At 70.6% G+C, this 22,656-nt stretch carries 27 protein-coding genes; 10 read left to right on the top strand and 17 right to left on the bottom strand.

Going from position 1 to position 22,656, the window contains the following annotated elements:
* Positions 1–65 precede the first annotated feature (65 nt).
* The 5 genes from AQI70_RS08860 to AQI70_RS08840 all read right to left on the bottom strand — a co-directional run bounded on the left by AQI70_RS08860 (position 66) and on the right by AQI70_RS08840 (position 2,756).
* Complete coding sequence (locus AQI70_RS08860) at positions 66–419, bottom strand: hypothetical protein (protein ID WP_244181527.1); 354 nt, start codon at positions 417–419, stop codon at positions 66–68.
* 71 nt (positions 420–490) lie between these two features.
* Positions 491–907 (bottom strand): SsgA family sporulation/cell division regulator, encoded by a 417-nt coding sequence (locus tag AQI70_RS08855; RefSeq protein WP_062146169.1) that lies wholly within the window; start codon positions 905–907, stop codon positions 491–493.
* A 158-nt stretch (positions 908–1,065) separates the two neighbouring features.
* On the bottom strand, positions 1,066–1,728 hold the full coding sequence (locus AQI70_RS08850; RefSeq protein WP_062146166.1) for a DUF5063 domain-containing protein: 663 nt from the start codon (positions 1,726–1,728) through the stop codon (positions 1,066–1,068).
* The gene (gene recR, locus AQI70_RS08845; protein WP_030053254.1) at positions 1,721–2,320 is read right to left on the bottom strand and encodes a recombination mediator RecR; all 600 of its coding nucleotides are present in this window, start codon (positions 2,318–2,320) and stop codon (positions 1,721–1,723) included. The genes AQI70_RS08850 and recR overlap by 8 nt, the downstream gene beginning before the upstream one ends.
* Before the next feature lie 91 nt (positions 2,321–2,411).
* Entirely contained in the window at positions 2,412–2,756 is a 345-nt protein-coding gene (locus tag AQI70_RS08840) for a YbaB/EbfC family nucleoid-associated protein (protein ID WP_079051204.1), read from the bottom strand.
* A gap of 332 nt (positions 2,757–3,088) precedes the next feature.
* Here AQI70_RS08840 and AQI70_RS08835 point away from each other — a divergent pair, with 332 nt between their 5' ends.
* Positions 3,089–3,841, top strand: coding sequence for an SLATT domain-containing protein (locus AQI70_RS08835; protein ID WP_062146560.1), 753 nt, complete (start codon positions 3,089–3,091; stop codon positions 3,839–3,841).
* A gap of 190 nt (positions 3,842–4,031) precedes the next feature.
* Here the strand turns inward: AQI70_RS08835 and AQI70_RS08830 are convergent, their stop codons facing one another.
* From AQI70_RS08830 to AQI70_RS08815, 4 genes are all read right to left on the bottom strand, one after another.
* Positions 4,032–5,645, bottom strand: coding sequence for a substrate-binding domain-containing protein (locus tag AQI70_RS08830; protein WP_079051203.1), 1,614 nt, complete (start codon positions 5,643–5,645; stop codon positions 4,032–4,034).
* 150 nt (positions 5,646–5,795) lie between these two features.
* On the bottom strand, positions 5,796–7,688 hold the full coding sequence (locus AQI70_RS08825; RefSeq protein ID WP_062146162.1) for a serine/threonine-protein kinase: 1,893 nt from the start codon (positions 7,686–7,688) through the stop codon (positions 5,796–5,798).
* Between the two features lie 75 nt (positions 7,689–7,763).
* Positions 7,764–8,222 carry a MarR family winged helix-turn-helix transcriptional regulator gene (locus tag AQI70_RS08820; RefSeq protein ID WP_003999293.1) on the bottom strand — a complete coding sequence of 153 codons (459 nt, stop codon included), beginning with the start codon at positions 8,220–8,222 and terminating at the stop codon, positions 7,764–7,766.
* The gene (locus AQI70_RS08815) at positions 8,219–8,821 is read right to left on the bottom strand and encodes a type 1 glutamine amidotransferase family protein (RefSeq protein WP_062146161.1); all 603 of its coding nucleotides are present in this window, start codon (positions 8,819–8,821) and stop codon (positions 8,219–8,221) included. Before AQI70_RS08815 ends, AQI70_RS08820 begins: the two co-directional genes overlap by 4 nt.
* Before the next feature lie 166 nt (positions 8,822–8,987).
* On the opposite strand from AQI70_RS08815, the gene AQI70_RS08810 reads away from it, so the two are divergent.
* The 3 genes from AQI70_RS08810 to AQI70_RS08800 all read left to right on the top strand — a co-directional run bounded on the left by AQI70_RS08810 (position 8,988) and on the right by AQI70_RS08800 (position 12,229).
* Positions 8,988–10,343 (top strand): aspartate aminotransferase family protein, encoded by a 1,356-nt coding sequence (locus AQI70_RS08810; RefSeq protein ID WP_062146159.1) that lies wholly within the window; start codon positions 8,988–8,990, stop codon positions 10,341–10,343.
* A 280-nt stretch (positions 10,344–10,623) separates the two neighbouring features.
* The gene (locus tag AQI70_RS08805; protein WP_062146157.1) at positions 10,624–11,325 is read left to right on the top strand and encodes a GntR family transcriptional regulator; all 702 of its coding nucleotides are present in this window, start codon (positions 10,624–10,626) and stop codon (positions 11,323–11,325) included.
* 253 nt (positions 11,326–11,578) lie between these two features.
* A complete protein-coding gene (locus tag AQI70_RS08800; RefSeq protein ID WP_062146155.1) occupies positions 11,579–12,229 on the top strand; it encodes a phospholipase D-like domain-containing protein in 651 nt (216 codons plus the stop codon).
* Here the strand turns inward: AQI70_RS08800 and AQI70_RS08795 are convergent.
* The 3 genes from AQI70_RS08795 to AQI70_RS08785 form a co-directional block, all read right to left on the bottom strand.
* Positions 12,222–12,518 (bottom strand): hypothetical protein, encoded by a 297-nt coding sequence (locus AQI70_RS08795; protein ID WP_062146153.1) that lies wholly within the window; start codon positions 12,516–12,518, stop codon positions 12,222–12,224. The two genes, AQI70_RS08800 and AQI70_RS08795, sit on opposite strands and share 8 nt — an antisense overlap.
* Before the next feature lie 131 nt (positions 12,519–12,649).
* Positions 12,650–13,093 carry a PIN domain-containing protein gene (locus tag AQI70_RS08790; RefSeq protein ID WP_062146151.1) on the bottom strand — a complete coding sequence of 148 codons (444 nt, stop codon included), beginning with the start codon at positions 13,091–13,093 and terminating at the stop codon, positions 12,650–12,652.
* Positions 13,090–13,356 carry a cupin domain-containing protein gene (locus AQI70_RS08785; protein ID WP_062146149.1) on the bottom strand — a complete coding sequence of 89 codons (267 nt, stop codon included), beginning with the start codon at positions 13,354–13,356 and terminating at the stop codon, positions 13,090–13,092. The genes AQI70_RS08790 and AQI70_RS08785 overlap by 4 nt, the downstream gene beginning before the upstream one ends.
* Positions 13,357–13,422: 66 nt before the next feature.
* On the opposite strand from AQI70_RS08785, the gene AQI70_RS08780 reads away from it, so the two are divergent.
* Positions 13,423–13,665 carry a Scr1 family TA system antitoxin-like transcriptional regulator gene (locus tag AQI70_RS08780; protein ID WP_425264607.1) on the top strand — a complete coding sequence of 81 codons (243 nt, stop codon included), beginning with the start codon at positions 13,423–13,425 and terminating at the stop codon, positions 13,663–13,665.
* Complete coding sequence (locus tag AQI70_RS37170) at positions 13,662–13,859, top strand: DUF397 domain-containing protein (protein ID WP_079051202.1); 198 nt, start codon at positions 13,662–13,664, stop codon at positions 13,857–13,859. The genes AQI70_RS08780 and AQI70_RS37170 overlap by 4 nt, the downstream gene beginning before the upstream one ends.
* On the opposite strand, the gene AQI70_RS08775 is transcribed toward AQI70_RS37170, so the two are convergent.
* Positions 13,844–14,308 (bottom strand): RICIN domain-containing protein, encoded by a 465-nt coding sequence (locus AQI70_RS08775; protein ID WP_079051201.1) that lies wholly within the window; start codon positions 14,306–14,308, stop codon positions 13,844–13,846. The genes AQI70_RS37170 and AQI70_RS08775 overlap by 16 nt on opposite strands.
* A gap of 198 nt (positions 14,309–14,506) precedes the next feature.
* On the opposite strand from AQI70_RS08775, the gene clsA reads away from it, so the two are divergent.
* Positions 14,507–15,124, top strand: a complete 618-nt coding sequence (clsA, locus tag AQI70_RS08770) for a cardiolipin synthase ClsA (protein WP_062146143.1) — start codon at positions 14,507–14,509, stop codon at positions 15,122–15,124.
* Between the two features lie 116 nt (positions 15,125–15,240).
* Here the strand turns inward: clsA and AQI70_RS08765 are convergent, their stop codons facing one another.
* Positions 15,241–16,524, bottom strand: coding sequence for an adenylosuccinate synthase (locus AQI70_RS08765; RefSeq protein WP_037887231.1), 1,284 nt, complete (start codon positions 16,522–16,524; stop codon positions 15,241–15,243).
* A 195-nt stretch (positions 16,525–16,719) separates the two neighbouring features.
* Here AQI70_RS08765 and AQI70_RS08760 point away from each other — a divergent pair, with 195 nt between their 5' ends.
* Entirely contained in the window at positions 16,720–17,577 is an 858-nt protein-coding gene (locus AQI70_RS08760; protein ID WP_062146141.1) for a diacylglycerol kinase family protein, read from the top strand.
* A gap of 81 nt (positions 17,578–17,658) precedes the next feature.
* Here AQI70_RS08760 and AQI70_RS08755 read toward each other — a convergent pair whose 3' ends face one another.
* Positions 17,659–18,156, bottom strand: coding sequence for a GbsR/MarR family transcriptional regulator (locus AQI70_RS08755; protein ID WP_079051200.1), 498 nt, complete (start codon positions 18,154–18,156; stop codon positions 17,659–17,661).
* A gap of 73 nt (positions 18,157–18,229) precedes the next feature.
* On the opposite strand from AQI70_RS08755, the gene AQI70_RS08750 reads away from it, so the two are divergent.
* Positions 18,230–19,132, top strand: a complete 903-nt coding sequence (locus AQI70_RS08750; protein ID WP_062146136.1) for an ABC transporter ATP-binding protein — start codon at positions 18,230–18,232, stop codon at positions 19,130–19,132.
* Positions 19,129–20,733 (top strand): ABC transporter permease, encoded by a 1,605-nt coding sequence (locus AQI70_RS08745; RefSeq protein WP_062146134.1) that lies wholly within the window; start codon positions 19,129–19,131, stop codon positions 20,731–20,733. The genes AQI70_RS08750 and AQI70_RS08745 overlap by 4 nt, the downstream gene beginning before the upstream one ends.
* Positions 20,734–20,738: 5 nt before the next feature.
* On the opposite strand, the gene AQI70_RS08740 is transcribed toward AQI70_RS08745, so the two are convergent.
* Positions 20,739–21,335 carry a Uma2 family endonuclease gene (locus tag AQI70_RS08740; protein ID WP_062146132.1) on the bottom strand — a complete coding sequence of 199 codons (597 nt, stop codon included), beginning with the start codon at positions 21,333–21,335 and terminating at the stop codon, positions 20,739–20,741.
* An 88-nt stretch (positions 21,336–21,423) separates the two neighbouring features.
* A complete protein-coding gene (locus tag AQI70_RS08735; RefSeq protein ID WP_062146129.1) occupies positions 21,424–22,644 on the bottom strand; it encodes a cytochrome P450 in 1,221 nt (406 codons plus the stop codon).
* Positions 22,645–22,656 lie beyond the last annotated feature (12 nt).

The raw sequence follows: 22,656 nt of genomic DNA, 5'->3' as shown, positions 1-22,656 counted from the left end.
CAGTCCACGAATTCCTTGAGTGCCGCCACAGACCCGCTCACCCGTCACCCCTCACCCGTCACCCGTCACCCGTCACCTGCCGACACCGAACCGATGTCCCCGCCGGCCGCGACGGAACGCTCCCCGGAGGCGGTGACGGGCCCGCTCGCCGGCCGCGTGGGCGAGCCGGGCGTCGTGGGCGGCGGTGGCGTGGTCGACGTCCCGTCCCCCGTCGACACCGCGCCGATGCTGCCGCCCGCGGCAACCGCACGCGTACCGCTCGCGGTCACGGCGGCGGCCGTGGGCGCCGGTCCGAGGAAGGCGTACAGCGTCACCGCCAGTCCGATCAGCCCCGCCGCTCCCCCGGCCACGCTCGCCCAGGGATCCGCGGCGCCGACGTCCAGCACGCCGCCCACGACCAACCCCAGAGCCCCGGTCACGCAGAGTCCGATTCCCGTCCCCACCAACGCCGTTGACCGAGTCGCCCTGCGACCACCTTGGAGGATCCCGGTTACACCCGTCCGCCGAACAGCGCCGCCAGCCCCTGGTCCAGCTCCGCCCCCACGGTCTCCTCCCCCGGCGCGATCACGGTGTACGTGCGGGCCAGGAAGCGGTACAGGTCCGAGGTGGTGAAGCGGAGCACGGCCGTGCCCGCCGGGGAGTGGAACTCCACGTAGGTGTGGGACGCCCCGCACGGGCGGACCCGTACGCTGCCGGGCCCGGCCGGGGCGCGCAGGCCCTCGGCCAGGAGCGTGCGGGCGAACGTCCAGGTCGTGACCTCGCCGTCGACGGTGACATGGGGCGGGAAGTCGAGGTGTACGGCCAGCGGGTCGGCGGAGGTGTAGCGGAGGGTGGCGGGTATCGCGATGGCCTGGTCCGCGGCGGTGATCAGGCGGGCGCCGGTCGGCTGCTCCAGGGTGACGTGCATGGTCGGGCTCCGATTCGGGGGCGGGGGCACCGGCCGGGGGTGGCCGTTGTGCCGGTGCCTGTGAGACCGCCCGAGGGGCCCGTGCATTACGCCGCTTCAGAAGCCTTTTGCTGTAACCCGCGTCACACCACCGCAGGAAGCGCCGCGCCGCCCGCCTCCTACTGCGCCGGCCGCAGCCCCAGCTGCTCGCCGATCTCCTGCTCCATCACCTTGCCGGCCTCGAATTCGAGGGTCTCGTCGCCCATCACGCCCTGGTCCGTGTCCAGGCCGTCCAGTTCCTCCAGGGGCTGGTTCAGGCGGACGTGGGCCAGGACCGAGTGCAGGGCGCGCAGGGTCGCGGAGGCCGTCGAGCCCCAGTTGGAGAAGTACGAGAACTGCCACCACCACAGGGCCTCCGTGGTGCGGCCGGCGCGGTAGTGGGCCATGCCGTGGCGGAGGTCGGTGATGACGTCGGCCAGGTCGTCGGAGATCCGGGCCGGGACCGGGGCCTTGCGGGGCTCGTAGGGGTCGAAGACCTCCGAGTAGACGTCGACCGGGTCAAGGAGGCGGGCGAGGTTCTCGCGGAGTTCGTCGACGTCCGGCTCCGGGCCCAGGTCGGGCTCGTAGCGCTCGTCGGGGACGATGTCCTCGTGGGCGCCGAGGCGGCCGCCGGCCAGGAGGAGCTGGGAGACCTCCAGCAGGAGGAAGGGCACGGTCGAGCCCGGCTCGTCGCCCTTCGCGACCTCCGTGACGGCGACCAGGAAGCTCTCGATCTGGTCCGCGATCTGGACCGCGAAGTCGTCCGGGTTCTGCTCGGTCGCGTGCAGCGTGGCGTCAGACATCTAGGAGTCGTCTCCCCTCGAAGGCGCGGCCGAGGGTGACCTCGTCCGCGTATTCCAGGTCGCCACCCACCGGGAGGCCGCTGGCCAGGCGGGTGACCTTCAGGCCCATGGGCTTGATCATGCGTGCGAGGTACGTGGCCGTGGCCTCGCCCTCGAGATTCGGGTCCGTGGCCAGGATCAGCTCCGTGACCGTCCCGTCGGCCAGCCTCGCGAGAAGTTCTCGTATCCGCAGGTCGTCCGGACCGACGCCCTCGATCGGGCTGATCGCGCCGCCGAGGACGTGGTAGCGGCCACGGAACTCCCGGGTCCGCTCGATCGCGACGACGTCCTTCGGCTCCTCGACCACGCAGATGACCGCCGGGTCGCGGCGCGTGTCCCGGCAGATGTTGCACAGCTCCTCCTGCGCGACGTTCCCGCACGTCGCGCAGAAGCGGACCTTCGCCTTGACCTCCATCAGGGCCTGCGCGAGGCGGCGTACGTCCGTCGGTTCCGCCTGGAGGATGTGGAAGGCGATCCGCTGGGCGCTCTTGGGACCGACGCCGGGCAGCCGTCCCAGCTCGTCGATGAGGTCCTGGACCACGCCTTCGTACAACGGACTGCCGTCCTTCCTGGGGTTCCTTACGGTACGTACGGTAGTTGGCCGCGGCCCGTCTTAGAAAGGCAAGCCGGAGAACGCCGGAACGTCAGAACGGCAGGCCCGGGATGCCGCTGCCGCCGCCCAGGCCCTGGGCCAGCGGGCCCAGCTTCTGCTGCTGGAGGTTCTGCGCGTTCTCGTTGGCCGCCTGAACGGCCGCGATGATCAGGTCGGCGAGGGTCTCGGTGTCCTCCGGGTCCACCGCCTTGGGGTCGATCTGCAGGGCCCGGAGCTCGCCGGCGCCCGTCACGGTCGCCTTCACCAGGCCGCCGCCGGCCTGACCCTCGACCTCGGTCCGCGCCAGTTCCTCCTGTGCCCGCTGCAGGTCCTGCTGCATCTTCTGGGCCTGCTGGAGCAGCTGCTGCATGTTGGGCTGGCCACCACCGGGGATCACGATCAGCTCCTTGCGTGTGTACGCGTGTCTGCACGGGTGTCTGTACGGGGTTTCCGCTCGGCTTTCCCGTTCAGCACGAGCCTACGTGGTCCGCGCAGCCGTCGCCCCGGCACTCTTTCGAGTGAGAGGAACTGCTGTCCTATACCTGATCAAGACCCCCCTTCCGGGCGGAAAAGAGGCGAAAGGCATCTCTTCGCCACCCATTGGGCGGTAGGAAGGGTCCGGCGCGTCAGCCTCAGGTGTTGTGTGACGTTGCGTGCGCTGTGGGGGTCTTACCCGGGTCGTACGTGGTGTACGTGGTGTCACGCACCGTGATCAGTAGGGAGTGCCGGGTGGGTCAGCCGGAGATGCAGCCCGAGAGGTCGCCACAGGACGGGCGGGGCGGCGAAGGGGCGGCCGGACTGCGGCCGGGTGATCTGATGGGGCGGGCGTTTCCGCTCGGGGACTGGGGGGAGCCGGCGGTGCGGCTGGACGAGCTCTACCGGTGGGTGGAGCGGGGGGCGCTGAACACGGCCGCGTGGTATCTCGCGGACCGGGTGTGGAAGCGGCGGGCCGCCCGGGCGCTGCGGGGCGGGGCCGCGGCGGGGGCGATCGTGGGGGCCGCGTTGCCTCTGCTCGATATGACGGGGGTCGCGAGCGGGGTGGCGCCGTGGGGATATCTGGCGCTGCTGCTGGCGGTGGCGTGTGTGGCGATCGACCGGTTCTTCGGGGTGACGTCCGGGTGGATAAGGGACGTCGCCACGGCGCAGGCGGTGCAGCGGCGGCTGCAGGCGTTGCAGTTCGACTGGGCGACGGAGTGCGTGCGGGAGATTCTGGGGCCGGCCGAGGGGACGGCGAGTGAGGCGGCGGAGCGGTGTCTGGGGGTGTTGCGGCGGTTCACCGAGGATGTGACCGAGCTGGTGCGGGCGGAGACGGCGGACTGGATGGTGGAGTTCCGGACGGGGTCCGCGCCGCTGGGGATCCAGTCGGCCGTGGCCGGTGGGGCTCGGCAGGACGTGGGGGTGGGACAGGGGCGGTTCTCCGTGCCGCCGGCGAACGGTGCGCGGCCGAACATGCCTCGGCAGCGGCCGCCCGAGCCGCGGTGACGGGGCCGGGAGGATTTTCGCCCCCGCCGCCCCTACCCGTCCCATCCTCCAGGGGCTCCGCCCCTTCGACCCCGGCCCTGGGGGCCTGCGGCCCCCAGACCCCCGCTTCGGCCCTGAACGGGCCTCGTCCTCAAACGCCGGACGGGCTGAGATCGCCTGGACCAGCGCCGAGAAGTGACCGCCATCGTCCTCAGACGCCGGACGGGCTGGATGATGCCGACCCAGCGCCGGGAAGTGGCCGCCGATTGCCGGCACCGGCGGCGCACAGCCTCAGGCCCCCCGGTGTCCAGCAGGGCAGGTGCCCGTGGGTGCGGATCACGTCCTGGCCGTTGCCCCGGGACAGGTACGTCAGGAAGCTCGACGCCAGGGAGTCGGCCGGAGGCTGGCCGTAGGTGTACGCGTACTCGATCTCGCGGTACGGGTAGGCGCTCTCGCCCTGCTCGATGGCGTCGACGGACGGCGTGTCGTCGTCGAGCCTCAGCAGGTGCAGGCCCTTGGCGTTCGTCGCCGCGTTGAGCTCGCTGTAGCCGATCGCGCCGGGGAGGTCGGCCACCGTTGCCAGCACCTGGTCCGTCGAGTCGAGTTCACAGCGGATGACCGGCGCCGTCACATCGTCCTTGTGCACGCAGTCGACGGACGAGTTCGCGATCTCGCCCCGCCCCAGCACCCGGCGCTGAAACACCTGTCTCGTTCCCGAGTTGGCGTCCCGGCTGACGAGGTGCACCGGCAGGTTGGGGCCGCCCAGCCGGCGCCAGTTCGCGATCTCGCCCCGGTACAGCCGTTGTACGTCTGCCGTGGACAGGTTCGTCAGGCGTACGTCGTCGTTCACCACGAGCGCGAAGACCGAGACCGCCACCCGGTTCTCCCGCAGCTGCGGCAGACCGCTCGGCTTGGGGCCGTCCGACAGGGCCACCACCGGCGGTGAGCCCTTGTCCGCCCGCTCCGCCTGCGCGCCGGCCGCCGCGAGTTCCCGCAGACCCGCCGTCGAGCCGTGCGCGTCCACCTCGATCGTGACCCCGTCGCCGCCGTCGGCGCACTCCTGCTCGTACTTCTTCGCCACCTCCCGCAGCACCGGCGCGAAGGCCGTCGAGCCGGTGATCGTCAGGGTGCCGCTCGCGCAGCCGATCGGCGGGCGGTGTTCGTCCTGGGCCACGACGATCGTCGCCAGCGTCACCACGCTGACCGTGAGCATGAGGGTGATCAGCCGGGCGGCACGGCTGAACAGCGGCGGCTTGTCGTCCGGCGTCGCACTGCGGTTGGGATGCACCGCGCCGTCCCGGATGCCGCCCCGCAGCCGTATCGGACAGCCCACGTCACCGCCCGACAGCAGCACCAGCAGCTTGAAGTGGTCGCCCCGGTTGAGCGGGACGCGCGGGATGCGCAGCGTGTTGCCCTCGTAGCCGAAGCCGGCGGCGGGCGTGAAGTGCTCTCTCAGATGGTCGGTCTCGGTCGGCTGGGTGACCGACACGCCGCGCACGGTGCGGTCGGTGAACACCGCGGTCAGGCCGTGGAGTTCGCGGCCGGTGTAGTCGTTGTCGGCGATGCTCTGGGAGCCGTCGTTCTCGATGCGCAGCAGGACGAGGGTGGCGTCGGACATCACGGGGACCTCGTCGAAGAGGCCGAGGCGGACGTTGGCCCGGCCCAGCCGTACGTCGTCGCCGATCGGGTTGTCCATCTGCACGCGGTAGCCGATCCGCTTGCGGCGCGGCACCCGGCGCTCGTACCAGACCATGAGGCCGGACGCGGCGATACCGAGGACGGCGGTGCCCACGGCCACCAGATTCTCTGCGCTCAGCCACTCCATATGGGTGCCCCCGCCACTCCCCGGAGTCGGATCGTGGGGTCACCGTATGCCTGTGCGAGGGCGGATTCCGGCCTCGTCGGCCGAAGTTCGCCGGACGTTCAAGGACCGTACAGGGAACGCGAGTTCGGCGGTCGGCGGGACGGCCGTACATCACCGGCGCGTGTACGTCAGTTTCTCCCCGCTGCTCGTGTTCACGCGTTCCAGCCTGCCGTCCGGCAGCAACGTGACCTCTGTGGCGGCGCCCGGCGAGCAGGCGGTGGCCGGCTCGCCGGCCGTCACCGTGGACGGGCCGAGCCGCAACGGGCCGTTCTCGCCGGGCGGTTGGGCCAGTTCCGCCTCGAAGACGCAGTGGTAGCTGCCGCTGCCGGTGGAGCCGTCGGCGACGAGGGTGAGCACGGTGTCGCCGACCTCGCCCTGCCGGAGGGTCAGCCGGCGGGTGTTCTCGCCGCCGGTGTTGTCGATCGAGGCCGTCCAGGTGCCCAGGTACTCCGTCGGGATCACGCCGTCCGCCGGGGCCGATGCGGTCGGGGGCGGGGCGGAGGCGGTGGGGGCGGAGGGCGAGGGGCCGGTGGTGGCGGTCGAGACGGTCGGGGAGACGGTCGGATCGCCGCCTGCCCGGTCGTCACCGCCGCCGTTCATGAGGGCGTACACCGAGCCGCCGGCCCCGAGCGCGACGACCAGGGCGACCAGGACGAGGGCCACCGTGGAACGGCCGCTTCGGTGGGGTGCTTCGGGTGGGGCGGCGGGGAGGTACGGCAGGGGTGCGTCGTACGGCGGAGGGGGGCCGTATGACGGGCCCGGGCCGTACGGCGGATTCGGACCGTACGGCGCATTCGGCCCCTGCGGCGGATTCGGACCGTACGGCGGCGTCGAGCCGGCCGGCGGAGCGGAGTCCGGCGGCGGGTAGCCGTATGCCGGCTGCTGAGGGTGCTGCTGCGGGGAGCCGTACGCCGGATGAGCCGGTGCGGCCGGGCCGGGCGGCGCGGTCCGCCCGCTCCGCGGGGCGGCCACGGTGGGGAGCTGGTCCGTCGGTGTCGCACCGGCGGCCGGAGCGTGTTCGGGGGAGGCCGCGGGAGTCGGCTCCGCGGAGCCCGCTCCCGCCGACCCGCCCTGCGCCGGGCCCACCGGATCCTCCGCGTCCAGCAATCGCACCGCGTGCCGCCCCAGCTGCGCGACCAGCGCACTCGGCAGCCATGGATCCCGCGACCGCCCGTCGGCGACGGTGTCCTCGGCACCCGTACGCGCCAGGATCCGGTCCAGCGTCGGCCGGGCCCCCGGATCCTTGCGCAGGCAGTCGTGCACCAGCTCGGCGATCCCCTCGGGCATCCCCGCCAGGTCGGGCTCCTCCTGGGCGATCCGGAACATCACGGCGTGGGCGCCGCTGTCGAGGGACCCGAAGGGCAGCTTGCCGGTCGCGGCGTACGCGAGCACCGAGCCCAGGCAGAACACGTCGCAGGCGGGCGTGATCCGGTCCCCGCGCACCTGCTCGGGCGCCATGAACCCCGGCGAGCCGACGAGCGCTCCGGTGCGGGTCAGCCCGCTCTCGCCCACCGTCTCCAGGGCGCGGGCGATCCCGAAGTCGATGACGCGGGGCCCGTCGATGGTGACCAGGACGTTGGACGGTTTCAGGTCCCGGTGCACTATCCCCGCGGCGTGGATGTCCTTGAGCGCGTGCGCCAGCCCCGCCGCCAGGATCCGCACCGACCGCTCGGGCAACGCCCCGTGGTCGTGCCCGACGACCTGCTGGAGGCTGGGCCCGGCGACGTACCCGGTGGCGACCCAGGGCACCTCGGCCTCGGTGTCCGCGTCGAGCACCGGCGCGGTCCAGAACCCGCCGACCCGCCGCGCGGCCTGCACCTCCTGCCGGAACCGGGCCCGGAACTCCTCCTGTGCGGCCAGCTCCCGCCGTACGAGCTTGACGGCGACGGTACGGCCACGGTCGGACCGGGCGAGAAACACGTCCCCCATGCCGCCCGCGCCCAGTCGCGCCAGCAGCCGATAGGCCCCGATCAGCTGTGGGTCCCCGGCCCCCGGTTTCTCCATCGCACGCCCCCCAACCCCCGTCTACCCGACGGCCACACGATAGTGCGGCATACGGGGAGGTGAACGGGGCGGCGTCTACGGTTCCGTAACAGGAACGGTGATCTGGTCGAGCACCTTCGACAACCGTTCCAGAACCCTTACGGCATCGGCGAGTTCCGCCTCCCCGAAGGCCTGCGCCAGCCGGTCCGCGAAGGCCGCGTGACCGGGGTCGATCCGGGAGACCGCGGCCCGCCCCTGCTCGGTCGGCGCGAGGAGTTTCGCGCGGCGGTGGGCCGGGTTGGGCCGGTACTCGGCGAGGCCCTTGTCCACCAGCAGGTCGGCGATGCGCTGCACGCTCTGCCGGGTGATGCCCATCGCGCGGGCGATGCCGGACACGGGGAGGGGTTCGCCGAGCACCGCTCCCAGCACCTGCCACCACGACGCCGTCAGCCCGGCCGGCCGGGCCAGCTCCTCGGCGACCGCGAGGAACTGGCCGTTGAGCCGGAAGACCCCGAGCGCGCTGCGGCTGAGCAGCTCCTGGCGTTCCCGGCTCACAGCACCCCGGCCTTCTCCAGTACGCCGTACGCCGTCGCGTCGGAGTCGTGGAAGAGGCGGTACCAGGCGTCCACGGCCTCGTCGTCGTACACCTTCAGCAGCCGCAGGATCTCCCGGGCGAAGGCGACGGGTTCGGTGGGGCCGGCGGTGACGAGCCCCCGGTCGGTGACGGCGTCGGCCTCGACGTACCGCTCAGCACCGCCGTACCCGGTCGCGGCCAGGTAGAAGGAGACCGCGCTGGTGTGGTCCCGGTCGTCGAGCAGGCCCTCACGCGCCAGCCCGGCCGTCGCCCCGCAGATCGCGGCCACCGGCACCCCGGCGTCCAGGAAGGCGCGGGCCGTGCGGGCGAAGGGGGCGAGCTCGTCGCCCGCGTCCCACGAGTCGGCGCCCGGGAGGATCAGCAGGGACGCGTCGGACGGCCGTACGTCCGCCAGGGCCAGGTCGGGCTGGATGCGGAGGCCGCCGACGGTGGTGACGGGCTCGCGGGTGGGGCCGACGGTGCGGATCCCGTATCCGGCGCGCGCGAGCTGGGCGGTGGCGTAGCCCGGCTCCCAGTCGGCCAGGGTGTCGTAGACGGCGAGGTACACGGGCTTGCTCATGGTTCCTCCTGGAGACCTCGAAGATGACAGAATGCTGTCACTTCGACAGCCTGCTGTCAATGGCACTCATGGCCTGCCTCCGCGTCGACAACCTGTCGCGGAAACCGGCCGACCGCAGACAGGACGCCGATATCGCGCCCGTGTCCCGGATACCTACGCTCACCGCATGACCCCTCAGCCAGATCCCGAGGTCGGCGCCGCCGTGAAGGCCGCGGACCGTGCGCATGTCTTCCACTCCTGGTCCGCGCAGGAGCTCATCGACCCGCTCGCCGTCGCCGGTGCGGAGGGGTCGTACTTCTGGGACTACGACGGCAGGCGCTACCTCGACTTCACCAGCGGGCTCGTCTACACGAACATCGGCTACCAGCACCCGAAGGTCGTCGCCGCGATACAGGAGCAGGCCGCACACCTGACCACCTTCGCGCCCGCCTTCGCCATCGAGGCGCGGTCGGAGGCGGCGCGGCTGATCGCCGAGCGTACGCCGGGCGACCTGGACAAGATCTTCTTCACCAACGGCGGCGCGGACGCCGTCGAGCACGCCGTACGGATGGCCCGGCTGCACACCGGGCGGCCGAAGGTGCTGTCGGCGTACCGGTCGTACCACGGCGGTACGCAGCAGGCCGTGAACATCACCGGCGACCCGCGCCGCTGGGCCTCCGACAGCGCCACGGCCGGTGTCGTGCACTTCTGGGCGCCCTTCCTGTACCGCTCCCGCTTCTACGCGCAGACCGAGGAGCAGGAGTGCGCGCGGGCGCTGGAGCACCTGGAGACGACGATCGCCTTCGAGGGGCCGTCGACCGTCGCCGCGATCATCCTGGAGACGATTCCCGGGACGGCCGGGATCATGGTGCCGCCGGCCGGCTACCTGGCGGGCGTCCGGGAGATCTGCGACAAGTACGGCATCGTCTTCGTCCTGGACGAGGTCATGGCGGGGTTCGGGCGGACCGGTGAGTGGTTCGCGGCGGATCTGTTCGACGTCACGCCGGACCTGATGACCTTCGCCAAGGGCGTGAACTCCGGGTATGTGCCGCTGGGCGGGGTCGCCATCTCCGGGGCCGTCGCCGAGACGTTCGGCAAGCGGCCCTACCCGGGCGGGCTGACCTACTCCGGACACCCGCTGGCCTGCGCCGCCGCCGTCGCGACGATCAACGTCATGGCCGAGGAGGGCATCGTCGAGAACGCCGCCCGGCTGGGCGCCGAGGTGGTCGGGCCGGCACTGCGCGAGCTGGCCGAGCGGCACCCGAGCGTCGGCGAGGTGCGCGGGGTCGGCATGTTCTGGGCGGTCGAGCTGGTGAAGAACCGGGAGACCCGCGAGCCGCTGGTGCCGTACAACGCCGCCGGTGAGGCCAACGCCCCGATGGCCGCGTTCGGCGCCGCCGCGAAGGCCGGGGGTATCTGGCCGTTCATGAACATGAACCGCACCCATGTCGTGCCGCCGTGCAACGTGAGCGAGGCCGAGCTGAAGGAAGGCCTGGCGGCGCTGGACGCTGCGCTGGCGGTGGCGGACGAGTACACGCAGTAGGAGGCCGGTGCGCTTGTCAGCGCCGGTCAGGCATCGTTTCGGCCCGTCCGGCGGGTGAGGACGGAGGCCGTTCAGGGGCCGAAGCAGGGAGCTGGGGGCCGCAGGCCCCCAGCCCCTTCAGGGATGGGACGGGCAGGCGCGGCGGGGGCGAGAAAACCAGCCGTTCCCCACAGAAACCTCCCCCGGGCCCGAACGCGTAAGGTGGCGTGCTCGTAGACATATACGTGCACGCGAAGACACGCACGCCACCTCATCGCGACGAACGGGAGACGCCCTGACCATGCCCGGCATCGGCGGCAACGGCTCCGTCACGCGGAGCACCCTGCGGCAGCAGATCGCGGACGCGCTGCGGGACGAAGTGCTGGCCGGGCGGCTGCAGGCGGGGCGCGAGTTCACCGTCAAGGAGATCGCCGAGCAGTACGGCGTCTCCGCGACGCCGGTCCGCGAAGCGCTCGTCGACCTCTCCGCGCAGGGCCTCCTCGAAGCCGACCAGCACCGCGGCTTCCGTGTGCACGAGTACTCCGTGGCGGACTACCGCGGCATCGTCGAGGCCCGCGGCCTGGTCACCGACGGCATGTTCCAGGTCCTGGCCACCGACCGCGCGAGCCACCGGGACCCCGACGACCCACGCGTCCACGCCGCCGTCCTCGGCGTACGCCGCCGCGCCGACGAGGCACAGCGCGCCGCCGCCGCCGGCGACCTCACCGTCCTCATCGGCTACGACCTGCGCTTCTGGCGCGAACTCGGCGCCCTCTTCGGCAACCCCTACCTCGCCGACTTCCTGCACCGGCTGCGCGTGCAGTCCTGGGTCTGCGCGGTCCAGCACCTGCGCCGCCTGGACGATCTGCGCGGCCACCTGTGGTCCCGGCACACCGAGCTGGTCGACGCCCTGATGCGCCGCGACCTGCCCACCGCCCGCTCGATCATCGCCGCCTACGACGCGGAGTCCCTCGCCCTGATCGAGCGCCTGGCGGCCGGATGAGCGACGCGGGGGGAGCCGGCCACCGCCGCGAAGGCCACGCCGTCCGGCGAGACGGGCCGGGGACCGGCTGCGCCTGGCAGCGGGTGCGCGAACTCCCGGAGCACGCCGGAGAACGGCGGACCGTGCAGAAGCTGAGGGGCCGACCGGGAGGTGGGTCGCCGGAGTGTGGGTATGGGACCTGCACGAGGGGAGCCGACCCCGCGCCGCACCGATTACCCTGCCCTGACCAACGTGCTATGCGAGGAGCCCTCTTTTGGCCTGTGACCTGTGGCTGGTACCGCTCGTCGACGTGTTGTGCCACACGCCCGACAACCCCTTCGCCGAGGAACTCGCGCAATACAACAAGGTGCTCGCCGAGGCCGGGCTGCCGCCGGTGCCGGTGTACCAGTACATGCCGGGCCTGTCCGGAGACGTCGCCCCGGTCGCCGGCTTCGACTACGACGCGCTGCACTTCCTGCGCCGCGCGTACCTGCTCCAGGTCTGCGGCCTGCCGGTCACCCCGGTCGACGAACTGGGCGGCGACTACGAGCAGCTCCTGGAGATGTTCGAGACGACGGCCCAGCAGTCGCACCTGGTCTGGCACTACGACCACGCGGGCGCCTACGTCCCCGTCGACTTCCCCAACCCGCTCGCCAACGACGAACTCCTGGCCGGCGGCGGCCCGCTGGGCTCCTCCCAGTCCCTGCTGCGGGAGCTGGAGTTCGTGGCCCCGGTGATCGGCATCGACCCGGCCAACCCTCCGGCGGCCCCCCAGCCCCCGCTGGCGCCCACGGCCCTGGAGGAACCGGCCGGTGCCGCCCCCTACGACCCGAGCCCCTTCGCCCGCGAACGGCATGTCTGGCTGGGGCTGCACGCGGCGGCGACGCGGAGTCTGGCGCAGGGGTCGATGATCGTCTTCAGCTGAGGCGCAGCTCGGACAGCCCCTTCTGCAGGTCGTCGGGGTTCATGACCGGCGTGTAATCCACCCTGGCGTCCAGTTCCAGGAAGAGGCGCTCCGCGATCGGGGGCATCTGGGAGCTTTCCTTCATGTCGAAGAACAGGAGCATGGTGCGCTGCCCCTGGTCGACGGTGAAGTAGGAGGCCTCCGGCTTGACGTTCTCCAGGATCTCCTGGACCACCTGGGGCATCTTGCCGCTGCGGATGAGGTCGTTGGACTTCTCGGTGTCGATGTTGGCCTTGAGCAGCATGCGCATGGCACGCACCTTTCTTCTGGTCGTTCTTGGCCTCACGCTATGGGCGGTGTGCGCACTTCGCTCGCTCACTGGTCCATCGGAAGCAGCGGCACGAGGGGAGGGCATCCGGCGGGCGCCCTCCATCGGTCGGGTCAGGGCTGCTCGACGATGCGGATGGTGCGGATGCCTGTGCCCCGGTAGCGAGTCGGCGTCCTGGTCAGGACGGGACGCCCGCGTGGCCACTCGACGGTGGGCAGCGCGAGGTGCAGCACATGTGCGCCGCTCCAGTCCGGCTCGTCCTTGCCCTCGTCCTCGGCGCCGGCCGTCCGCAGGCGCTTGCCCACGGCGGCAGCGGCCGCGAAGTCGAGCCCTTCGACGTTGACGGACGGCAGCGCACCCAGGTGCTCGGCGACTCCGGCCCGCTCGCGCTCGGCGGCGGCAAGGCTGAGCGCCGGGATGTAGACCCGCAGGGCGGGATCCTTCTCGGCCTCGACCACGAGCCGCGAGGCCATGACGTTCCCCCCGCCGAGGGCGAGCGCGGCTGTGTCGTCGAAGATGACGGCACGCGGCAGCGGGTACCGCTCCTCGTCAGTCACTGGACCTCTCCGATGCGTCCGGCTTCCAGGTCGGCCCACAGCTTCTCGCCGGCCTTCTGGTCCTCGTCGGTGTACGGCCTGCCCAGGAAGTGCTCCTCGACGTACGCCCTGGTCTCCTCGTACCGCTTGCGCAGCTCTTCTTTGGTGGGTGTGGCCCCGGCCAGCTCCGCCACGAAGTCCCGCATGCTCATCCCGCGCTCCCGGGCCAGCTCCTGGAGACGGTCCCGGACAGAGGGGTCGACCTTGATCGTGGTGTCAGCCATGAGGACAGTATACCGGCGGTATACCACCTTCTCGGCGGCCGCGCATGTCGAGGCTTGTCTGGTGCTGTGCTGCCCCTGGAACGCGGGTTGCGCGGGACATACGCGGGGGCCTGCGGCCCCATGCACCTCGTGGAGACCAAGGACCATGAGCACGTCGTGTACTTGGAGGTCGAGGACCAAGGGATTCTGGTCAGCGATCCGGCCGAGGTGTCCCAACTGGCGCACCGCTATGCGAGGATCCGCTCACAGGCCCTGAGTCCCGACGAATCACTGGCTTTCATCGAGCGGTTGGCAGGAGAGGAACGATGACCGGCACCGGAAACCTTCGCTGGTTCAAGTCGAGCTACAGCGACAGCAGCGGCGGCGCCTGCCTCGAAGTCGCCACCTGCCCCCACGCCACCACCATCCACATCCGCGACTCCAAGAACCCCGACGGCCCAAACCTCACCGCCTCCGGCAAGGCCTGGGCCGCCTTCATTGGCAGGTGTCAGAGCCAACGCTGATACTTACCACCGTTGTCGGGCTTCGTGTAGACAGACCCGGACGCGTTGCTGTCCAGGATGCGTCCGGTCGCCTTGTTCTTCAGGCGCCACCCGGTGGAAGTCTTCGTTTCGAACCACTTCTGATTGTTTCCGCCATTGCAGGAAATCCCGTAGACGGACCCCCTGGCGTTACTGTCCAGGCACTTGTCTCCCGTGCTGAAGCCGTCGTACTTAATAGTGAACGAGCCGTCGGAGTTCTTGGACTCGACCCATCCGCCGGCATTCCGCTCGTCGGTGACCACCTTGGTCCCAGTGCCGGTGATGCCGGTGTCCATGCTGAGATAGCGGCCGGTTGCGGCGTTCTTCCAAGTGACCCGATTTGCCGCGACGGCGCTACCTGAAGCAGCCAGCAAGACGGCAGACGTAAGCGCGGTGGTCGACAGGACCACAGTCAGGCGCCTCATGTTCATGAAATACCCCCTTATGAAAGATGTCGCTGGTCAGGCGACGTACAGGCAATCTAACAGGTACTGATTTCATACTGCAAGATCTCGAAATATTGCCACCAATGTCCAGCTATGGCCTAAAATGCCAACATGCGACCTCGAATAGCACGGGGACTCTGATAAGATCAAGTACTGTCTGCTTTGGAATGAAAATTTCGGGCCCTGGGTGCCCCAGTTGGAGGCCGGGAAGTGGAAGAGGATCGCCTGGACAAGGTGTTGACGATCCCGAACGCCTTGAGCGCCCTGCGCGTCGCTGGGGTTCCAGTATTTTTGTGGCTCGTCCTCCAGCCCTACTTCGGAAACCCGAGCCTTGACGAATGGGCTATTGCTCTTCTGGTGGTCAGCGGTATCACCGACTACCTTGACGGGAAACTAGCTCGCCGCTGGAATCAGATAACTCGCCTCGGCCAAATCCTGGATCCCGCGGCCGACCGGCTGTACACGATTTCTACGCTGCTTGCACTGGTCTTGCGGGATATCATTCCCTGGTGGTTCCTGGTCCTGCTTCTCGCACGTGACGTATTCATGGCCCTGAATATCGCCACCCTGCGGCGGATCGGATACGGTCCACTCAAGGTCAATTTCATCGGAAAAGCGGCCACCTTCAACCTCATGTACGCATTCCCACTGCTCCTGTTGGCCGACGGCGGGGATTCGTTGGCTCAGTTTGCGCGCATTTTTGGATGGGCGCTGGCCATCTGGGGGGCCGGGTTGTACTGGTGGTCTGCGGCTCTTTACACGACTCAGGTGCGCAGACTGAGGTTGGCCACCGTCCGGTAGTCGAGAAGGCCCTGTACACACAAAGCTGCGCCGCGCCCGGGAGTCGGACGCGGCGCAGCTTTTCGAACTGACCGGAACCAAGGCCCACTGGCCTACAGGCCTACAGGCCTACAGGCCTACAGGAACGAGTTGATCTCGATCGTCTCGTCCCGGCCCGGCCCCACACCGATCGCGGAGATCGGCGCGCCGGACATCTCCTCCAGCGCCTTGACGTACGCCTGGGCGTTCTTCGGCAGGTCGGAGAAGGACTTGGCCTTGCTGATGTCCTCGCTCCAGCCCGGCAGCATCTCGTAGACCGGCTTCGCGTGGTGGAAGTCGGTCTGGGAGTACGGGAGCTCCTCGACGCGCTTGCCGTCGATCTCGTACGCCACGCAGACCGGGATCTGCTCCCAGCCGGTCAGGACGTCCAGCTTGGTGAGGAAGAAGTCGGTCAGGCCGTTCACGCGGGTCGCGTAGCGGGCGATGACCGCGTCGAACCAGCCGCAGCGGCGGTCACGGCCGGTCGTCACGCCCCGCTCGCCGCCGATGCGGCGCAGCGCCTCGCCGTCCTCGTCGAAGAGCTCGGTCGGGAACGGGCCGGCACCGACGCGGGTGGTGTACGCCTTGAGGATGCCGATCACGCGGCTGATCTTCGTCGGACCCACGCCCGCGCCCGTGCACGCACCGCCCGCCGTGGGGTTGGAGGACGTGACGAAGGGATAGGTCCCGTGGTCGATGTCGAGCAGCGTGCCCTGGCCGCCCTCGAAGAGGACCACCTTGTCGTCCTCAAGGGCCTGGTTGAGGACCAGGACGGTGTCGGCGACGTACGGCTCGATCTTCGCGGCGTAGCCCAGCAGCTCCTCGACGACCTGCTCGACGGCGATCGCGCGGCGGTTGTAGAGCTTGGTGAGGATCTGGTTCTTGACGTCGAGGGCCGCCTCGACCTTCTGCGTCAGGATCGACTCGTCGTAGAGGTCCTGGACGCGGATGCCGACGCGGTTGATCTTGTCGGCGTAGGTCGGGCCGATGCCGCGGCCGGTGGTGCCGATCTTCCGCTTGCCGAGGAAGCGCTCCGTCACCTTGTCGACGGTCACGTTGTAAGGCGTGATGATGTGCGCGTTTCCGCTGATGAGGAGCTTCGACGTGTCGACGCCGCGCTCGTTCAGCCCGCTCAGCTCGGAGAGCAGGACCGACGGGTCGACGACGACGCCGTTGCCGATGACCGGGGTACACCCCGGCGAGAGGATTCCGGAAGGGAGAAGGTGGAGGGCGTACTTCTGATCACCCACGACTACCGTGTGGCCGGCGTTGTTGCCGCCCTGGTATCGCACCACGTAGTCGACGGATCCGCCTAGCAGGTCCGTCGCCTTTCCCTTGCCTTCGTCACCCCACTGAGCACCGAGCAGCACAAGTGCGGGCACGCGCGTACACCCCTTCCGGGCGGGGCATGTCCAAGGTCAGGGGTGTACGCGTAGGGTTTCCGCCGCGTGCACCACGACCGGCCGCGATCTTCATTGGCCGCGAACCGTCGACCGGATGGCCCCGGAATAGACGAAGCCCCTGGCGCAATAGCGCAAGGGGCTCTTGCACAAAGATGCTACCCGAGGAAGCGAGGCATGGCCGAGGTGGCGACTTTCGCGATGTCCGATCAGCTGCTGGTGGTGATCGATCCGGTCGCTCGGAGGACGGACGGGGAGTCCGTCAGGATCGCGAAAGACGTGCTCAGCGCGGGTGCGGCGACAAAGGTGTGCCTGCCGGAGGGGCCGGACGAGTTCGCCCGGGCACTGGCGCGGCGCGGCTCGCGGCGGCCCGTGGTCGTCGGTGACGACCGGGCTCTGATGCGGGCGGTGTCGCTTTTGCACCGGCGGCGGGAGCTGGCCGAATGCGTGCTGTCCGTGGTGCCGGTCGGGGGCGCGCTGTCGCTGGCCGGATCCCTCGGCGTGCCGACGGGGGCGGTGGCGGCGGCCCGGGCGGTGCTGGACGGGGTGGAGCGGCGGCTGGATCTGCTCGTCGACGACAGTGACGGGGTGGTCCTTGGCGCGCTGCGGATCCCTCCGATACGGGACCCGGCCGCGCCGGCCGGGGCCACCGCGGTGGGGTCGGGTGCCGGGCGGCCGTGGCTGCGGACCTGTCAGTCCCTCGTACGGACCCTCGTGCCGGCCCGGCCTCCCTCCCCTGCCGGGTCCGGGCCGTCGCGGCTGCGGGTCGAGGTCGACGGGGCGACGCTGGTGGACCTCGGCCAGCCGGTGGAGGCGGTGTCGGTGACCCCGGGAGCCGCCGGGGTGGCCGCGGTGGAGGTACGGCCGGCCTCGGTGGGCGCGGAGGCCTCCCCGCTGCGGGCCGAGGGGCGGACCGTGACCGTCTCGGGGGCGCACTTCCGGTACGCGGCGGACGCGACGGTGTCGGGGCCGCTGCGCAGACGGACGTGGACCGTGGGGGAAGGCGGGCTCAGGCTGGTGCTGCCGGAGGGGTGAGCGGGAGGATCCCGGGTGCGGGACGATCCCGGGGGCGGGACGATCCCGGGCACTCCGGGGCGGGCCCCGGTCAGCCGAGGGTCAGCCCTGCCCGAAGGTCCTCTCGCGGTGCGCCCGCCACCGCTCCATCATCGCCGCGATCTCGCCCTCGATGAACTCGAAGAAGGCGAGCGTCTCGGCCATGCGGCGGCCCGCCGGGGTATCGGGGCCGAGACTGTTGACGCCCTCGCGCAGAGCGCCCTCCCACCGCTTGATGACGGCTTCACGGTTGGTCAGGGCCTCGTACCACTGGTCACCGTGGACCCGATAGCGCTCCCGGCGCGAACCGGGCTCCCGCTCCCGCGACACCATGTGCGTCTGGGCCAGATAACGCACCGCTCCGGAGACCGCCGCGGGGCTGATCTGCAGCTGTTCGCTCAGTTCGGCGGAGGTGAGCACGCCCTTGTCGGAGGAGAGCAGCGCGGCGAAGACGCGGGCGGCCATGCGCTGCATCCCGGCCTCGACGAGCTGCGCCGCGAAGGACTCCACGAACTTCGACACGGCCTCTGCGTCCCGCCCGGCCTGCGCTGATTCCCTCATGCGCCCATCCTATCCACGATTCATACGCTTCCTTAACTTCACAAATTTCTGAAAGAAGCGTACGTTCTGAAGAATGACGAGGGCAATCACGGTCTCCGCACTGCACAAGTCGTTCGGCAGGACGCACGCGCTCGACGGCCTCGACCTGGATGTCGAGACCGGCGAGGTCCACGGCTTCCTCGGCCCCAACGGCGCCGGCAAGTCCACCACCATCCGCGTCCTGCTCGGCCTGCTGCGCGCCGACTCGGGCGCCGCGCAGGTGCTCGGCCGCGACCCCTGGACGGACGCCGTGGAGGTGCACCGCCGGATCGCCTACGTGCCCGGCGACGTCACCCTGTGGCGCAACCTCTCCGGCGGCGAGGTCATCGACCTCTACGGCCGGCTGCGCGGCGGCCTCGACCGGCGGCGCCGCGCCGAGCTGGTCGAACGCTTCGAGCTGGACCCGACGAAGAAGGGCCGCACGTACTCCAAGGGCAACCGGCAGAAGGTCGCCCTGGTCGCCGCGTTCGCCTCGGACGTGGACCTGCTGATCCTCGACGAGCCGACCTCGGGCCTGGACCCGCTGATGGAGGAGGTCTTCCAGCGCTGTGTCGAGGAGGAGCGGGACAGGGGCCGAACCGTCCTGTTGTCGAGTCACATCCTCAGCGAGGTCGAGGAGCTCTGCGACCGGGTGAGCATCATCCGCAAGGGCCGTACGGTCGAGAGCGGTTCGCTCGCCGACCTGCGCCATCTGACCCGGACCAGCGTCACGGCCGAACTGGCGGGCCCGCCCGACGGGTTGTCGCACCTCCCCGGGGTCCACGACCTCGACGTGCGGGGCCGCCGCGTCCGGCTGCAGGTCGACACCGACAAACTCGACGCCGTCCTGCGCTCGCTCAGCGAGTCCGGCGTGCGGTCGCTGACGTCGACGCCGCCGACGCTGGAGGAGCTGTTCCTGCGGCACTACCAGGCGGACATGAGCGAGGTGGCCCGATGACCACCACGGCGCTCGCGGTACGGCCGACACGCTCGCGCCAACTGGCGGGCACCGGCACGCTGTTGCGCTTCGCGCTGCGCCGCGACCGGCTGATGATCCCGGTGTGGGTGGCGGTGAACGCGCTGATGATCCTCTCCATGCCGAACACGCTGGAGAACCTGTACGCCACCCCGGCCGAACGCGCCGGCCTCGTGCGGGACACGGCGGCCAACGCCTCCTTCCGCGCCCTGATCGGCCCCGTCTTCGACGACTCGGTCGGCGCCCTCACGGCCTGGCGCGTCGGCGTGTACGCGGGCGCGCTCGCGGCCGTGCTGAGCCTCCTCCTCGTCGTACGGCACACCCGGGACGAGGAGGAGAGCGGCCGCCAGGAGCTGGTGGCGTCCGGCATGGTGGGCCGCCGGGCCTCCCTGACGGCCGCACTGCTGACGGCGGCGGTCGCGAACGCCGTACTGGCCCTGCTGGTCACGGCCGGGCTGTCCGGCCAGGGCGCCTCCGGGGCGCTCGCCCTCGGGCTCGGCCTCGCCGGGGTCGGCATGGTCTTCGCGACGCTGGCGGCGATCGTCGCCCAGTTCACGGAGAGCGCCCGGCTGGCGCGGGGGCTGACGGCGGGGCTGCTGGGCGCCGCGTTCGTGCTGCGCGCGGCGGGCGACTCGGCGTCGGACGACGGTTCGTCGGCGCTGACGTGGGTGTCACCGCTGGGCTGGCTGGAGAACCTGCGGGCCTTCGCGGACGAGCGCTGGTGGGTGCTGCTGCTGTTCGCGGCGGCGGCCTCGGCGCAGGGCGCGGTGGCGTACGCACTCGCCGGGCGCCGGGACGTGGGCATGAGCTTCCTGCCCACCCGGCCAGGACCGGCCGACGGCCGCCTCGGCACGGCGGGTGCGCTGGCCTGGCGGCTGCAGCGCGGCAGCGTGCTCGGCTGGGGCATCGGCTTCTTCCTCGCCGGGGTCGTCTACGGCGGGCTGACCGACGGGGTGGCCGACCTGGTCGGCGACAACGACAACGCCCGCGAGATCTTCCGGCGGATGGGCGGGCAGTCGGGCATCACGGACGCGTTCCTGGCGTCGATGGTCGGGATGCTCGGCCTGATCGCCGCGCTGTACGTCGTGGCGTCGGTGCTGCGGCTGCACGGCGAGGAGACCTCGCTGCGGGCGGAACCGGTGCTGGCCAACGCGGTGGGGCGGCTCCGCTGGGCGGCGGGCCACCTGGTGATCGCCTTCGCGGGCTCCGCACTGATCATGCTGCTCGCGGGCCTGGGTTTCGCCGTCGGCTACGGCAAGCAGGTCGGCCCGCTCCTGGGAGCCTGCCTGGTCCAGCTCCCGGCGGTGTGGGTCATCGGCGGGCTGGCGGTCCTGCTGTACGGGGTGCTGCCGCGGGCCGCGATGGCGGCGTGGGGCGTGGCCGGCGCGGTACTGCTGATCGGCTGGGTGGGGCCCGCGCTGGATGTTCCGCAGGCGGTGCTGGACCTGTCGCCGTTCGGGCATCTGCCGAAGCTGCCGGGCGGGGGGATGGAGTGGGGGCCGGTGCTGGTCCTGTTGGGGCTGGCGGCGGCACTGGTCGCAGTGGGGCTGACCGGCCTGCGCCGCCGGGACATGACGACCTGACCGGTTCAGTCGACGTACTGCTTCAATTCCTCGGTGTCGAGTTCGATGCCGACCGGATCAGGGAGAGCAAACTTGTCGCCGAGCCTGGCCACGTGGATGTCCTGGTAGCCGAACTCCGGGTTCGGGTTGCTGTGCACAAGAACCGAGAGGTTGTCCCGGTCGATCAGCAGATAGACCGGGATGCCCGCCTCGGCGTACGCCCGGGGCTTATCCACGCGGTCGCGTTTGTGGGTGTCCGAGTCGTACGACGTGATCTCTACGGCCATCAGCACGCCGTCGGGATCGGTCCAGTCGCCTTCGCGGTTGAAGTAACCCACAGGTGCAAGCACGGCGTCAGGCAGCGCGCGACCCTTCCGGTATGCCTCCACCTTCAGCCCTTGGTTCGCTACATAGAGGGTGAGTTCGGGCCGGGCCCGCTTGCACTCGAAGACCAGCCACATCGCGATCTCGCCATGCCTGGCGTCCGCCACTTTCTTGACCTCGATCCGTCCGCCGATGAACTCGAAGCTGACGGTCTCGTCCTCACGGGCAGCGAATTCGGCGATCCGCTCGAACAGGTCCACCGACATCTGATCTGACGCACGCTCTGCCATAACCGTCATGGTGCCTCCCTTCGCAGGCAGGCACCAGCTTGACGAGCCACCGCCGACCATCGACCGGGATTCGCTCAGCGATCAGCCGAACGAGTGATCATCCCACCTCGACGCGCAACCCCTCCAACCCCCGGATCACAAAGTTCGGCTTCCGCTCCGGCTCTACCGCCAGCCGCAGCGTCGGCGCCTGTTCCAGCAACGCCGTCATGGACGCCGCCAGCTCGATGCGGGCCAGCGGAGCGCCGATGCAGTAGTGGATGCCGGCGCTGAAGGAGATGTGCGGGTTCTCCTCGCGGGTGAGGTCCAGGCGGTCGGGGTCGGTGAAGACCTCGGGGTCGTGGTTGGCGGAGCCGAAGAGCATCGCGATCTCCGCGCCGCGCGGGATCGTCGTGCCGTCGATCTCGATCTCGTCCAGCACCCAGCGCTCGAAGAGCTGGAGCGGGGTGTCGTAGCGCATCAGCTCCTCGATGGCCGACGGGACCAGGGAGTGGTCCGCGCGCAGGGCCGCGAGCTGGTCGGGGTTGCGGAACAGCGCCCACCAGCCGTTGACCGTGGCGTTCACCGTGGCCTCGTGGCCGGCGTTCAGCAGCAGGACCGCCGTCGAGATCATCTCCTGCTCGGTGAGGCGGTCGCCCTCGTCGTACGCCGCGATCAGGCCCGAGATCAGGTCGTCGCCGGGCTCCTCGCGGCGGGCCGCGATCAGCTCCAGGAGGTACTCCGAGAACTCCACCGAGGCACGGACCGCCTTCGCCGCCGTCTCCTGCGACGGGTTCAGCTCGTACATCCCGCAGATGTCCGCCGACCAGGGCCGCAGCTGAGCCCGGTCCGACTCCGGGATGCCCAGCATCTCGGCGATCACCGCGACCGGCAACGGCTCCGCCACGTCCGTCAGCAGATCCCCGCCGCCCTTCTCGACCAGCGCCGACACCAGGTCCCCGGCCAGCCCCCGCACATACGGCTTCAGCCGCTCCACCGTGCGCGGCGTGAACGCCTTCGACACCAGCCGCCTGATCCGGGTGTGGTCCGGCGGCTCCAGATCGAGCATCCCGTGGTCGTTGAGGACGTGGAACGGCTCGTGCTCCGGCGGCGGCGCCGTCCGCCCGAACTCCTCATGGGTGAACCGGTGCTGGTACGTCCGGCCCAGCCGGCGGTCGCGCAGCAGCGCCGAGACGTCCGCGTGGTGCGGCACCAGCCACTGGTCGGTGGGCTCGAAGTAGTGCACCCGGCCCCGGGCACGCAGCTCGGCGTAGGCGGGGTACGGGTCGGCCAGGAACGCCGGGTCCCACGGGTCGAAGGCGAGGGCGGAAGGAGCTGCCATGCACGGACGTTA

Source organism: Streptomyces curacoi (assembly GCF_001513975.1).
GTDB classification, from domain to species: domain Bacteria; phylum Actinomycetota; class Actinomycetes; order Streptomycetales; family Streptomycetaceae; genus Streptomyces; species Streptomyces curacoi.
This window is presented reverse-complemented; position numbering and strand designations above follow the sequence as displayed.

Bases quoted from the DNA above. Each gene is read 5' to 3' on its own strand.
- AQI70_RS08855 (WP_062146169.1), bottom strand. From the start codon at position 907: ATGCACGTCACCCTGGAGCAGCCGACCGGCGCCCGCCTGATCACCGCC.
- AQI70_RS08850 (WP_062146166.1), bottom strand. From the start codon at position 1,728: ATGTCTGACGCCACGCTGCACGCGACCGAGCAGAACCCGGACGACTTC.
- AQI70_RS08830 (WP_079051203.1), bottom strand. From the start codon at position 5,645: ATGGAGTGGCTGAGCGCAGAGAATCTGGTGGCCGTGGGCACCGCCGTC.
- AQI70_RS08825 (WP_062146162.1), bottom strand. From the start codon at position 7,688: ATGGAGAAACCGGGGGCCGGGGACCCACAGCTGATCGGGGCCTATCGG.
- AQI70_RS08815 (WP_062146161.1), bottom strand. From the start codon at position 8,821: ATGAGCAAGCCCGTGTACCTCGCCGTCTACGACACCCTGGCCGACTGG.
- AQI70_RS08810 (WP_062146159.1), top strand. From the start codon at position 8,988: ATGACCCCTCAGCCAGATCCCGAGGTCGGCGCCGCCGTGAAGGCCGCG.
- AQI70_RS08805 (WP_062146157.1), top strand. From the start codon at position 10,624: ATGCCCGGCATCGGCGGCAACGGCTCCGTCACGCGGAGCACCCTGCGG.
- AQI70_RS08795 (WP_062146153.1), bottom strand. From the start codon at position 12,518: ATGCGCATGCTGCTCAAGGCCAACATCGACACCGAGAAGTCCAACGAC.
- AQI70_RS08785 (WP_062146149.1), bottom strand. From the start codon at position 13,356: ATGGCTGACACCACGATCAAGGTCGACCCCTCTGTCCGGGACCGTCTC.
- AQI70_RS37170 (WP_079051202.1), top strand. From the start codon at position 13,662: ATGACCGGCACCGGAAACCTTCGCTGGTTCAAGTCGAGCTACAGCGAC.
- AQI70_RS08775 (WP_079051201.1), bottom strand. From the start codon at position 14,308: ATGAACATGAGGCGCCTGACTGTGGTCCTGTCGACCACCGCGCTTACG.
- AQI70_RS08760 (WP_062146141.1), top strand. From the start codon at position 16,720: ATGGCCGAGGTGGCGACTTTCGCGATGTCCGATCAGCTGCTGGTGGTG.
- AQI70_RS08755 (WP_079051200.1), bottom strand. From the start codon at position 18,156: ATGAGGGAATCAGCGCAGGCCGGGCGGGACGCAGAGGCCGTGTCGAAG.
- AQI70_RS08750 (WP_062146136.1), top strand. From the start codon at position 18,230: ATGACGAGGGCAATCACGGTCTCCGCACTGCACAAGTCGTTCGGCAGG.
- AQI70_RS08745 (WP_062146134.1), top strand. From the start codon at position 19,129: ATGACCACCACGGCGCTCGCGGTACGGCCGACACGCTCGCGCCAACTG.
- AQI70_RS08740 (WP_062146132.1), bottom strand. From the start codon at position 21,335: ATGACGGTTATGGCAGAGCGTGCGTCAGATCAGATGTCGGTGGACCTG.
- AQI70_RS08735 (WP_062146129.1), bottom strand. From the start codon at position 22,644: ATGGCAGCTCCTTCCGCCCTCGCCTTCGACCCGTGGGACCCGGCGTTC.